The 12,562-nt window shown below is 50.0% G+C and carries 13 protein-coding genes; 9 read left to right on the forward strand and 4 right to left on the reverse strand.

From position 1 onward, the window contains the following. Positions 1–46 precede the first annotated feature (46 nt). Together AB4Z33_RS15615 and AB4Z33_RS15620 are read right to left on the reverse strand one after the other, a co-directional pair. Positions 47–1,186 carry an alanine racemase gene (locus AB4Z33_RS15615; protein ID WP_442050780.1) on the reverse strand — a complete coding sequence of 380 codons (1,140 nt, stop codon included), beginning with the start codon at positions 1,184–1,186 and terminating at the stop codon, positions 47–49. Next, positions 1,187–1,843 (reverse strand): helix-turn-helix transcriptional regulator, encoded by a 657-nt coding sequence (locus AB4Z33_RS15620; protein WP_442050781.1) that lies wholly within the window; start codon positions 1,841–1,843, stop codon positions 1,187–1,189. It lies immediately after the preceding gene. 198 nt (positions 1,844–2,041) lie between these two features. On the opposite strand from AB4Z33_RS15620, the gene AB4Z33_RS15625 reads away from it, so the two are divergent. From AB4Z33_RS15625 to AB4Z33_RS15650, 6 genes are all read left to right on the forward strand, one after another. After that, positions 2,042–3,082 carry a CobW family GTP-binding protein gene (locus tag AB4Z33_RS15625; RefSeq protein ID WP_442050782.1) on the forward strand — a complete coding sequence of 347 codons (1,041 nt, stop codon included), beginning with the start codon at positions 2,042–2,044 and terminating at the stop codon, positions 3,080–3,082. 139 nt (positions 3,083–3,221) lie between these two features. Continuing rightward, a complete protein-coding gene (locus tag AB4Z33_RS15630) occupies positions 3,222–3,755 on the forward strand; it encodes a hypothetical protein (protein ID WP_442050783.1) in 534 nt (177 codons plus the stop codon). 255 nt (positions 3,756–4,010) lie between these two features. Then, the gene (locus tag AB4Z33_RS15635; protein WP_442050784.1) at positions 4,011–6,494 is read left to right on the forward strand and encodes an EAL domain-containing protein; all 2,484 of its coding nucleotides are present in this window, start codon (positions 4,011–4,013) and stop codon (positions 6,492–6,494) included. Between the two features lie 100 nt (positions 6,495–6,594). Continuing rightward, the gene (locus AB4Z33_RS15640) at positions 6,595–7,299 is read left to right on the forward strand and encodes an IMP cyclohydrolase (RefSeq protein ID WP_442050785.1); all 705 of its coding nucleotides are present in this window, start codon (positions 6,595–6,597) and stop codon (positions 7,297–7,299) included. A gap of 18 nt (positions 7,300–7,317) precedes the next feature. Continuing rightward, the gene (locus AB4Z33_RS15645) at positions 7,318–7,881 is read left to right on the forward strand and encodes a TlpA family protein disulfide reductase (RefSeq protein WP_442050786.1); all 564 of its coding nucleotides are present in this window, start codon (positions 7,318–7,320) and stop codon (positions 7,879–7,881) included. Further along, on the forward strand, positions 7,871–8,260 hold the full coding sequence (locus AB4Z33_RS15650) for a DUF2809 domain-containing protein (protein ID WP_442050787.1): 390 nt from the start codon (positions 7,871–7,873) through the stop codon (positions 8,258–8,260). Before AB4Z33_RS15645 ends, AB4Z33_RS15650 begins: the two co-directional genes overlap by 11 nt. Here AB4Z33_RS15650 and AB4Z33_RS15655 read toward each other — a convergent pair. Continuing rightward, on the reverse strand, positions 8,257–8,928 hold the full coding sequence (locus tag AB4Z33_RS15655; protein ID WP_442050788.1) for an AlkZ-related protein: 672 nt from the start codon (positions 8,926–8,928) through the stop codon (positions 8,257–8,259). The two genes, AB4Z33_RS15650 and AB4Z33_RS15655, sit on opposite strands and share 4 nt — an antisense overlap. Positions 8,929–9,085: 157 nt before the next feature. Here AB4Z33_RS15655 and AB4Z33_RS15660 point away from each other — a divergent pair, with 157 nt between their 5' ends. Both AB4Z33_RS15660 and AB4Z33_RS15665 read left to right on the forward strand, forming a co-directional pair. Continuing rightward, positions 9,086–9,898: an alpha/beta fold hydrolase gene (locus tag AB4Z33_RS15660; RefSeq protein WP_442050789.1), complete on the forward strand. Its 813-nt coding sequence runs from the start codon at positions 9,086–9,088 to the stop codon at positions 9,896–9,898. A gap of 54 nt (positions 9,899–9,952) precedes the next feature. Next, positions 9,953–10,636: a hypothetical protein gene (locus tag AB4Z33_RS15665; RefSeq protein ID WP_442050790.1), complete on the forward strand. Its 684-nt coding sequence runs from the start codon at positions 9,953–9,955 to the stop codon at positions 10,634–10,636. Between the two features lie 60 nt (positions 10,637–10,696). On the opposite strand, the gene AB4Z33_RS15670 is transcribed toward AB4Z33_RS15665, so the two are convergent. Next, the gene (locus tag AB4Z33_RS15670) at positions 10,697–11,350 is read right to left on the reverse strand and encodes a hypothetical protein (RefSeq protein WP_442050791.1); all 654 of its coding nucleotides are present in this window, start codon (positions 11,348–11,350) and stop codon (positions 10,697–10,699) included. A gap of 157 nt (positions 11,351–11,507) precedes the next feature. On the opposite strand from AB4Z33_RS15670, the gene AB4Z33_RS15675 reads away from it, so the two are divergent. Continuing rightward, the gene (locus AB4Z33_RS15675; RefSeq protein ID WP_442050792.1) at positions 11,508–12,554 is read left to right on the forward strand and encodes a LacI family DNA-binding transcriptional regulator; all 1,047 of its coding nucleotides are present in this window, start codon (positions 11,508–11,510) and stop codon (positions 12,552–12,554) included. Positions 12,555–12,562 lie beyond the last annotated feature (8 nt).

Raw genomic sequence — 12,562 nt, forward strand, 5'->3', positions numbered from 1 at the left:
GACAACTCCTTTGATGTAGTTCATAGTAGGTAGATAAAGTTTTTTGTTATTCGAGCATGCCGCGGGCGGCCACAGGAACTTTGCGAGGTTGGCCGTCGGCATCCACGATGTATACCGAATTGTGCAGGTTAACGGTGCTGCAAATATGGTTAGGAATAAGGGTTAGCCGATCGCCGACGCGATAAGCGCTGCTTGGATGCACGGATATCATGCCGTGCTCCTCATTCATGCGAACAAGGACAGCGCCCGGATCGCTGACAATATGAGCGAACCCTTGGAGATAGAGCGGCGTATTGCCGGGCTGCACATCGGTCGCGAACGTCTTGCTGCCGCCGTCGATGATGATCAGATCGTCGGCTGGACGGCTAACGACCGTAGCGTGCACGGTCGCGGCGCAATCCTCAAGCGAGCATACGCCGAAGGCGGCTTGCATTCGGTCTTGATAAATATAAGTGCCCGGACGGATCTCGGTCACGCCCTCGATCTCGGCCGCATAGATCGCGGTCGGCGTCGAACCGACGCTGACGTCCACGATTGCGATGCCTGCGTCGCGTAGCGACTGCGCAGCTTCGCTCATGAGGCGGCCTTCCTCATATCCGGCCGCCTGCAGATCAAGCGTCGAGGCGCCGCCAAGCATCGCGCCCCGGTACGTGAAGATGCCGCTCAAGCGAATGCCGCCAAGCGCATCGATCTGCTTAGCCAGCGCTACGGCGGCGTCTGCGCTTACGCCTGTACGGTGCAAGCCGGTGTCGATTTCCAGCCGCACCTCCAGCACCATGCCCTTCGCGACTGCAGCCTCGGATAGGCGCATTGCTCCATCCAGGCTGTCAACCGCCACGATAATGCGCACGCCAGCATGGTTAAGCTGTATCGCACGATCGATCTTCCTCGCTCCGACCAGCGAATAAGCGATGAATATATCACGAATCCCGCCTGCGGCCATGACTTCGGCTTCGGAAACTTTGGCGACGGTGATGCCCGTCGCACCAGCCGCTAGCTGCCTCAGCGCCAGCTCCGGCAGCTTATGCGTCTTCGCATGCGGCCGAAGCGCCACGCCGCGGCGGGATGCTGCTTGCGCCATCGCTTCTATATTGGCGTCAATTCGGCTGTTCTCGATGACGATGCATGGCGTCTCGAGTTCATCAATGCCGCCGCCAAGCTTGCCTTTTGCCTCTATCTCGCTCATCTACGTCAGCTCTCCTTCGGAATCGTTTTGCTTGGATTCATCCAAGTAGCTGTATAACGTATATTTGGATATGCCCAAGTAACTGCATACTTTCTCGCCCGACTTCTTAATGAGGAATGCGCCCTTCTGATCCAACAGTTGAATAAATCTGATCTTATCCTCCTTGCTCATTACCGCTGCCGGTCTTCCGATCGTTTCTTGCGTCTCCTGAATGAGCGTATCAAGCAGATCGCCGACGTTGCTGACGAACGATTCGCGAACAGGCGCGAGACCGCTGGCGGTAAGCGACTGCAACGTCTTCTCGGCAACCATGAGATCGGTAATATCGAAGTTGATGCACAGAGCGCCTATAATCGTTCCTTCATTATTTTTAATGTACATCGAGGTGGAGCGGAGCAATCGCCCGTCCTTCGTCTGCGTAACATAGTTATGGCGGTTATCGCCGGCTGCCGTGCCGCGCATAATCTCAAGTCCAAGATTCGTGCCGGGATCGCCGACCTTGCGGCTTGTAACATGACCGTTCTCGATAACGACGATCGTACTGTCGACCGGCTTCGACCAATCATGGACAACGACCTCGCAATTGTCTCCGAATTGGGCAGTTATGCCTTGCGCCAATTCCGTTAGAAATAGTAGCTCCTGCGATATGGATTCCATTCGGTTCCTGCCTTTCATGCCTGCCTTCGATCATATGGTACTACCGCCGCACTTAGAAATCAAACAAAAAGTTAGCTTAGCTAAAAAAAAGTAAGATCAGCTCGTTCCTGAGGATGAACAAACGTAATAATTACGATATAATAGATGACGTACAAGATCGAATTACCGATTACATAACGGAAACGGGAGTATGCCTATATGGAACATCATGAACGTCTTATTCCAGTACATTTGCTGTCTGGATTTCTTGGCAGCGGCAAGACAACGTTGCTAACTAGAATGCTTGATTATTATAAAGAGCAGGGATTGAAGCCTGCCGTTATTATGAATGAGCTTGGCGACACGAATCTGGACGGCCAACTGCTGGGCGAGGAAGTGCCGATGGCGGAGATGCTGAGCGGCTGTATTTGTTGCTCAATCCGCGGCGATCTTGGCATGGAGATCAGCATGCTCATTGACGAGCATCGGCCTGACGTAATATTCATCGAATCGACGGGGGCGGCGAATCCGATGGAGACGCTCGACGGCGTAACGGAAGCTGCGCTTTACAAGCCGATCGATCTGCGATCCGTCATAACGGTCGTAGACGGACCGGAGCTGCTTGCACGCTCGCGCAGCGGCAAGGGGCGCACGTTCAAGCTGATGCAGGAGCAGATTCGGTGCGCTACCGTTCTGCTGCTCAACAAGTCGGACAAGCTTGATCCGGAGCAGCTAGTCGAAGCCCAGCAACTGCTGGGTGATTTGAATCCGCATGTGCCTGCAACGGCGACCGTTCGCTGCGCAATCGACGATTGGAGCTGGCTGGAGCGGGCGATGAGCACGTCTGGAGCAGAAACAATCCGTCCATCCAAGCCGAATAACGAAGCCAACGAACGCGGACATCTCCACGAACATAACGATGAATACCGCCACGAACATGCCCATCACCATTCGCATGATCATGTCATGGTCGTGACCCATTATTGGCAAAGTCCGATTAGCAGCGAGGCGTTCGAAGAACTTCTTCAGCAGCTCCCGGACAATATTTACCGGGCAAAAGGTATCGTCACGTTCACAGACGCCCCAAGCCGCTTTTTGTTCCAATACGCGTATCGGGAATCGGATTTCATGCGAATCGAGCCGCAGGGCAAGGTGAATGATGTTGCCGTATTCATTGGCGAACACTTCGAGAAGGACTGGCTGCTGCGCCAGCTGAAGAAGTTGGAGGAACAGGGGCGAGATCAGCAATCGGAGCATTAGCTGCGAGTAAATACTCAGCTGATTTTGTCGAATAATGCCATTTTCATGTCTATAGGACGTCGTGCATGGGCAAAATAATCCAATAGAGGACGGCTTCCTCTTGAGCATCACGATTCTATAGGATGAAGGAGTGGCATACATGTCAGCAAAATGGTTCATACCGGCGCTAGCTTTATCTGCTCTATTGTTCGCATCCCCTGTCTGGGCAGCAGCAATTCCGGAGGCTAACGTCTCCGAGCAGCAAGCGCAAACCCCGGGAGACGCGAAGCAGGAGCATCATCATGGGCATATGACGCGCAAAGATTTCGAAGCGCACCGCCTTGAGCGCCTGAAAGAGATGGCGCAATACTTCGGCATTGACACATCGGGCAAGACGGCGCAGCAGCTTAAGCAGGAGCTTGAGGTTGCGAAGACGTCCAATAAGGACAAATGGGAAGCCTATAAGGCTGAGCATAAAGCGAGAAGGCTGGAACATCTACGCGATATTGCCGCCAAGCACGGCATTAAGACGGACGGCAAGAGCGAAGAGCAACTGCGCGAAGAATTGTACAAGCTCCACGGCGGCAGAAGCAGAGGCCATGGCGAGCAACCTTCCGGCGGCTGGCATATTCATGAGCAGGATGGGGAGCAAGAGCTGGAACAGAAGCAGCAGCAGGTCGAAGAAGCCAAGTAGTAGCCATAATTGCTGCTGGCTAATAATGAAGAACCGTTAGGCAGGCGATTTGCTTGCTTAACGGTTCTTTTTGCATGGAATGATGTATAAACATGTGACACTCTCGCAGTGGCGCTTTTTGTCGATTATTTTACATGTAAACTTATGCAAATAGCATTGTAATGACTATATTTTGTCAAGTATACTAGACCCATATCATATTTTGACATATTACGTCGATTTATGCTTGTCCAACATGGGAGGACGGATAGAGTAATGAGGAAGTTTCGCTTAAGCATCGCCCAGAAGCTTGTCATATCCTTAGGGATGCTTATACTCCTATCTTTCGGAACATTGGTTTCGGTCCATCTTGGCAAGCTGTACGATACGAATCTGAAAGAGAGCGAACTGCTCGCACAGACCGAGTCCATGGCATACTCCCATCAATTCTYGAAGGAAATTGATGAGACGATTGCGATGCTCGAAACGTTAAGAACAACGATGACGCAGATGCGACAGGATCAAACGCAAAATCGTGAAAGTATTGTCCAAGTGCTCCAAAAGGTGCTGGAAGAGCATCCGGATGTGCTCGGCATATATACATTATGGGAAGCCGATGCATTCGATGGTCAGGACGCGCTGCATCGAAACCGGCTAAGCTATGACGACGAGACCGGGAGGTTCATCCCTTATGCCGTTCGCATGGGAGATGAAATTACAGTACTGCCTGTTCAGAACTACGAGGACGAGGTCGAAGGCGCATTTTATCAAATTCCGAAACAAACGAAGCGGTTTTCAGTTATTGAGCCTTTTATGTATGAAGTAGAAGGCAGGCAACTGCCAATGACTTCACTAGTACTGCCGATTTTGGACGATCAAGGCGAATTCCTGGGAATGGTTGGCGCCGATTATTCGCTTGAGGAAGTTCAAGCGCAGATCGAGAAGATCCATCCGCTTGGCGGCTATGTGAATATTATTACATCCGGCAATCGATATCTAGCTAACGGACGCAATTCCGAGCTTGTAATGAAGCCTTACATAACGTGGCCAGGCGAAGAAGGGAACGAGCTGCTAAGAAGCGATAAGCCGGAGTTGTCATATACGGATGATTCTGAGCAGACAGGGAAAGTATTCAGATTGTTTTATCCCATTCCGATCAAGGATCAGCTATGGCATTTCGAAACGATTATTCCAAAAGATAATATGCTGGCGGATTTCAAAAAAAGCTTAGCCGATTCGATCCTTATTTCCATTGTTGCGCTATTCCTGGTGTCTATTATTATTATTTTTTTGGTCCGTATTATTATATTGGAAAACATCCGCAAGGTCATTCATGTAACGAGCGCTGTTGCGGCGGGCATTATGGACCATAAGCTTGACATCCAATCGAATGACGAGTTCGAATATATGGCGCACCAGTTCAACAAAATGATTGATCACCGCATTGAGGCGGAGCAGTTGATCGAATACCAGGCGACACATGATCTGCTGACCAGCCTGCCGAATCGCAACGCCTATCATCGATATATTGAAAATCTACTATTATCCGGCATACCTCGCCAAGGACATCTTGTGCTGCTGTTCATCGATTTGGACCGTTTCAAGGTCATTAACGATACACTCGATTATGGAAGCGGCGATAAGCTGTTGAAGCAGATTGCCGATCGGATCGTCCAAGCGGTTGGGACGCAAGGCAAAGTGTTCCGCTTCGGCGGCGACGAGTTCATTGCTCTGCTGGAGGATGTCAATCATCTGCATCGGACGCTGATGCTGGCCGACGACGTTCTGTCGGCAATTGCCGAACAACTCGTCATTAATGAGCGGATGTTCTACATTACGGCGAGTATTGGAATAAGTATTAAGAGCGAGCTGGGGATGGAAACGGGCGATCAGCTTGTGAAAGAAGCGGATATTGCCATGTACGTGGCGAAGAAGGAACGAAACACTTCGAAAATGTACTCGCCGTCCATGAACGATGTTCCGAAGAAAGAGCTTATGCTCGAGAACAGCCTGTACAAAGCGCTTGAGAAAGGCCAATTCACCCTCTTCTATCAACCGAAAATTGATATGACGACGGGCCGGATTTACGGCGCGGAAGCGCTCATCAGGTGGAAGCACCCGGAATACGGCATGGTGTCGCCGCTGGACTTTATCCCGATTGCGGAGAAAACAGGCTTCATCATTCCGCTTGGGGAATGGGTGCTGCATACAGCTTGCCAGCAAATCCGCGAATGGGAGCGGATGGGGATGGCGGACATGTCCGTCAGCGTAAATATGTCGATGCTGCAGTTCCAGCAGAAGCATATCGTCCATACGATCGAACACATTATTTCCAACGCCGGCATCAGGCCGGGGCAGATCGAATTGGAAATAACCGAATCGATCTTCATGGACAATGCGGAGCATACGCTCAAAGTGCTGCATGAGCTTCAGAACCTTGGCGTGAAGCTGTCGCTGGACGATTTCGGCACCGGTTATTCATCGCTAAGCTATCTTCAAAATATACCATTGCATACGCTGAAGCTCGACAAATCGTTCATCAGCGACATCGTATCCGACTTCAAGAAGCAGATGATATTCAAGTCGTTGATCGTCATTGCCCATAACTTGAACCTGAAGGTTGTAACCGAAGGCGTCGAGACGCAAGAGGAACTCAGCATTATTCGCGAGCATAATTGCGATGCCGTACAAGGCTACATTTACAGCCCTCCTGTGCCAGCGGCGCGTTTTGTAGAAATTTATTTGCAGCATAACCAATAGCGAACAGGAGATACCGTCTACTAGAAGACGGTATTTCTTTTAGTACAAAGTAAAGCTATGATAAATAAATCATAAAAACATATAAAGGTGGAAGGTCAGAATGACTTTGTTCGAACAGCAGCTTTTTGCAAATCCATATCCCGGAAGAACGCTAGCAATTGGAATGACGCCTTCAGAACAATATTACGCGCAAATCTATTGGATCATGGGAAGAAGCGACAATAGCCGTAATCGTGTGTTCGAGCTCAACGGGCAGAGCGTGAGGAACGCGGCTTACGATCCGGCGAAGCTCGAGGACCCCTCCTTGATTATCTATTACCCGATTCGGGTGTGCGGGGAGCAGCATATCGTATCGAATGGTGATCAGACAGACACGTTATATGACGGATTTACGCAAGGGATTTCATTCGAGGACGCGTTAAAAAAGAGACAGTACGAGCCCGACCCGCCGCATTACACGCCTCGGATTTCAGGTGTGATCGACACTCATGAGCGCCGTTACAGCATATCGATCTTAAAGTCAAATAACAATGATCCGTCCGTCTGTATCCGCAATTTCTATCACTATAGTTCCTTTACGCCGGGAATAGGGCATTGTATACATACCTATAGAGCGGAGGAGCAAGGCGTACTGCGGCCGTTCCTTGGTGAGCCTATGGAGGTGCCGATTTTTGATTCAATAGAAGAAACGGCTGAATTTTATTGGCGCAACCTTAACGAAGACAACAAAATTTCATTGGTAGTCAAGTTTATTAGCGTGCAGGATCATTCCGTACAATATGTCATACTGAACAAAAATCGATAAGAAGCGGGGCCGCTAAAGGTGACGAAGAAAAAGCTGCTCGCGGCGATCGCGGGCTTGCTCGTAACGACGGGGATTGTCGTTGGCGTGTTTCTGGTACTTCGGTTCGTGTTGCAATCTGCGCCGCTTGAGACCGTCATGTCGGAACAGTACGGCAATCGCATGATCGACTTTGAATTGACGGATATGAACGGCAATATGATCCCGGTATCCGCATCGTCGGGAAAGCCGAAACTGATTAACTTCTGGGCTTCATGGTGTCCGGGCTGCCATGACGAGGCAGAGTCATTGAACCGCATCTATGCGAAGTATAAGGATGAGGTCGAGATCATATCCGTGAACGTCACGACGGAAGATATGGTAGAGGAGGCACAAGCGTTTTTGGATGCGTACGACATCCAAATGCCGGCTTTGCTTGATGAGGATGGTACGGTGTCCGCACAGTACATGATATCGGCTATCCCAACTAATTTTTTCGTCAAGAGGGATGGCACAATCCATAAAATCACGTTCGAGATTACGGAGGCTGGCGCTGAGGCGTTCATTAAAGAGCTGTTAGTCGATAACGAGAACGATGAAAGCTAGACTCTATTATGGAGCAGCTATTCTCTTTCTAATTGCTGCGGGCCTTGGCGTCAGACGTTATTCGGCTGCTTTTCCTCCATTCGTATCGGACCATTTTGGAGACGGGCTGTGGGCGTGCATGATCTATTGCGGCGTTCGATGCTTGTGGGTGAACAAGATGGTAGGATGGGCGGTCGTCATAAGCACGGCCATTTGTTTCGGCATTGAGTTCAGTCAGCTCTATCAAGCGAATTGGATCAATGAGATCAGAGATACGACCCTTGGCGCTTTGGTCCTTGGCCACGGATTTCTGTTTGTTGATTTAGTCAGATATAGCATTGGCATTATGCTGGCGGTGATCGTAGATGGAATAATGAAACGCCTAAGTCCGCGGACTTAGGCGTTTAGTTTAAGTTTTTTGGCAAAATAGCTATACGACTTGTCCGTCGTACATAACTCGTGAAGACTTGCTTGAATCTGCTCCTTGGCCTGCTCGATTGATGGATCCGCTAGCGGAAGCTTGTCCTGAAGCTGCTCGAGCCAATAGTCTGACGTTTCGTAGCACATGCTGCTCCAGCCTCCGTCATGATCGCTTTCTTTCGCTCCGGTAATGACAATGTCTCCGAAGTTCTGGAGTTGAACGAGCGCGGACTCGTAATCCTTCTTCTGCTCCTTCGCATCAAGCCTAGCTGCTTTCCGCAATTGCCTTGTATCTATGTTGCCTGCCTCACGGATAAGCTCGTACAGCCTATAGGCATGTGTCGATAATAGCCCGTCCCGATACCTCTCTTCTACCGATGTTCCACCCGATAGTAACAACCGAACAAGCGGAAAGGCATCGACATGAATGAAGGAGGCCTTCGTACCGAAAAATTTCCCGTACGCTGCATAACCATCCTTCACGATGCGAGTGCGCCAAAGCCAAGGATCGAGCTCTGTGCCCGAATGCCATTCATTATCGGCTGTTGCAGCGGTAAGTGAAGGATATCCAGCTACGAGATCGGAGAATGGAAATATGCGATAGCGGATAACTTGCTCGACAAACTGATCATAGGTTGTCTTACTCATTTTTTTTCAAAAGCCTCCCCGCAATGGTTATGTTGAAACCTACTGTTAATTATATCCATTGTAAGTTTGGTTTGCTATAGACGATTAGGCCATCACCCATTGCCGGCAAGATGCGTATTCTGATTGTATTGAGGATTGAGCCTAGGGAGGAATCGGGATGGGATATTTTGTGGAAGTGGAGACGGATGTGAAGATCTATGTGGAGGACGTGAATCCGTCCAGCAGCAAAGTGATCTTCTTCATTCATGGCTGGCCGGCGAGCCATAAGCTGTTCGAGTATCAGTTCAACGTGCTGCCGGCAATGGGTTATCGTTGTATCGGTATCGACCTTCGCGGCTTCGGTCAATCCGACAAACCGTGGGACGGGTATAGCTACGATCGGCTGGCGGACGATATTCGCTGTGTCGTCGAAGCGCTCGGACTGCGGAGCTTCGTGCTGGTCGCACATTCGGTCGGCGGGGCGATTGCGATCCGTTATATGGCGCGTTACCAAGGGTACGGCGTGAAGAAGCTCGTACTGCTCGCCGCCGCCGCGCCTAGCTTCACGCGTCGTCCGAATTTCCCGTATGGGCTGGAGAAGGCTGATGTGAATAAGCTTATCGATGCGACGTATAATAATCGACCGCGAATGCTGCAGGATCTCACTTATATGTTCTTTTACCAGAATGTCGGCGAACCGCTAGCAGATTGGTTTTTTCAGATGAATCTCCAGGCAGCAGGTTACTCGACAGCAGCGGTGCTGGAGTCGTTAAGGGACGAGGTATTGTTCGGCGACTTGCCTTGGATTAAAGTGCCTACTTTGATCCTRCAAGGCATTCATGACGAGATTAGCAAGCCGCCGCTGGCGGAAGCGCTGCATGAGGGGATTGCCAATTCACGCTTAATCTGGCTGTATAACAGCGGTCATGGATTGATGTGGGAGCAGCGGAATGAGGTCAACGACGAGATAAGCAAGTTTATTGATCGATGAAGCAACCTATAGAGATTGCGCCCCGTCTAATATGGAAAATAGAGGGGGATTGCCATGAAGCGATTAATCGGAGGCCGATATGCTGTTACCGTCATGTTATTGATCGTGCTTATCTTGCTTGCGGCAGGCTGCGGCGGAGGACAAGGCGGATATAAGGATAATGTTTTAATTGGCCACTTTTCAAGAGTGGATCACGAACAAGGAAAGGTCATCGTCGACATTTCGGAGTGGGCGCATCGGAACGATAAAGGTCCGGTTCGGAATGATTGGGGAATGGAATATCACGGCCAACTGACGAACAGTACTGTCGTTCGCAATGAAACAGGAGAGAAAGTCGAGCTTGCAGCCATAAAACGCGGCCAGAAATTGCGGATTTATCCGCCAGATCCAAGCAATGATAAGATAGATGAGCTTGTTGTCTTGGAGATGACAGTTCAAGAGAAATATAAGCGTATGGGACTGCTTGCCCCAGGCAATGACCGGCTTTACACCGTTGTCATAAGCGGGCAAGATGCCAGCGAGCGATATGTTGACAGCAACATGGAGCAAGAACTCCATAACGCCCTGCAAGGGGGGCTTTCGTTGATGGAATATGATCCGAAAGCAAATGAGCTTGTCGATGTAAAGGACGAGTTCGCGCTTAAGGCGTTCCCGGCGTTTCTAGTATTTGATAATGAGAAACTGGTTTACAAGACATATAAGACAGACGAATTGGAGAAATTTCTGCAATCGAAATAAAAGAAGAACGGCTGGCTTAGAGGGAGGAGTGCCCCTTTAAGCCAGCCGTTTCTTTTTACCTTAGATCGTCCACTGTGAATGAACGATTGCGCTCACATACCAAGCGCCTTCATATTGCTCGAGCACAAGGATAAGGCTCTCCCAATCCATGCCTTCGTACTGGGCATCGAAGCCGCTGAAATGATAATCAACCGTGTAGCTATCAGGGAATACATCCTTTATATTGACGAGCGTATTGCCGTGGCCGATAATCTCGTCTTCGCCAACGGTCTCTGCTTYGATAAACGGTTTGTCATAGACAAACTTATCGTAATATTGCGCGAAGGTKAGGGCGATCGGTTCGCCGGAGCCGTCATAAGCACCCCAAGTATGAATGGTCGCATCGGTCAGTGCAGGCAGAGCATCTGCCTGAAAGGTGAGCGCGGATGCTTGATCAATATGGGCATAAGGAGAGAATAGCAGCCCTTTGACCGGATGAACGAGCGAAGCAAGCATCGTTAGATCTTTGTCTTTAAGCGCTTGAACAATAGCATCTGCGGCCTCATGGGTTGTCGCATAGGTTGTTGGGGGCGGAGCTTCGGTCTCGCTGACTGCCGGGCTAGTTGTTGGGCTTGTTGTCGGCTCGTTCTCATTGGAATTGATATTGCCGCCATTAGCTGCACACCCTATTAAGAGTGCGGTTAGCGCGAAGGCAAACAATAGTTTCTTTATCATTATAATCACCTCAACTGGTTATTCATGAATGTTATTGTATGATGTCTGACGTAATCGGCATGCGAATGTTGCAGGCGGACTTGTCATGAAAGCGCTCATTTGCTAAAATAGGCATTGTTACGTTTAGTAAATTTATTAACTAAATAGAAGGTGGAACATGGCAACGATCAAACAGATTGCGCAAGAAGCCGGTGTTTCCGCTGCCACCGTATCTCGGGTACTTAATAACGATATGACTTTATCCGTCGGTGAAGAGACGAGATCACGCATCTTTAGCATTGCCGAACAGCTCCAATATAAGCCGTCCCGATTGCGTCGAATGAAGAAAGAAGAGCTGCTGTCGAGGCAGCAAGTAGGTTTGCTTATGTGGTCATCGATTGAGGATGAACATAACGATCCCTATTTCTCTTCCATACGCAAAGGAATTGAGACGCGATGCGAAGAGCTTGGCCTCTCGATTGTAAAGGTGCTTCGCGGTAATGCTCGTGCTGAGTGGCAGTCCTTGCACGAGTTGGACGGTCTCATTGTCGTCGGTTCGATTAACGATCAGGATGTCAATTCGCTCTATGCGCATCGCGACCGGATTGTGTTTCTGAACCATAGCACGCCTCCTCATGATTGCGATTCGGTCAATCTCCATTTCGAACAAGCGATGAAGGACGTGCTTGGCCATTTATTCACGCTTGGCCATACGAGGATCGCTTTAATCGGCGGGGAAGAACGTGTCCATTCGCTAGGGCAGCAAACGCAGCAAGTTCAGGTAATTCTCGATCCCCGCAGCTATCATTTCGAGCTGCTCATGCAAGAGCGAGACTTGTATCGTCCTGAATTTGCGATTACTGCAGATTGGTCAACCGGCGGCGGCTATGACGCAATGAACCGGTTGCTGGATCAAGCGGAGCTTCCAACAGCTTGCTTCGTTGCAAGCGATCCGATGGCAGTCGGCGCCTTGCGCGCTCTGCATGAGCGAGGAGTATCGGTCCCGGAGGAGATGGCGGTCATCGGATTCGACGATATAGAGCTGTCCGCCTACTTGAATCCGCCGCTTACGACCGTTCGCGCCCATACCGAACAGATGGGCAGAACAGCAGCGCAGCTGCTGCTGGAGCGTATTGAAGGTCGCGAGGCAGCCGTTCATGTAAGGGTCAATACGACATTGATGGTAAGGGAAAGCTGCGGTCACGATTTAACGAAATTACATTAATAGGTTAG

This window comes from Paenibacillus sp. 2TAB19 (assembly GCF_052115185.1).
Lineage (GTDB): Bacteria > Bacillota > Bacilli > Paenibacillales > Paenibacillaceae > Pristimantibacillus.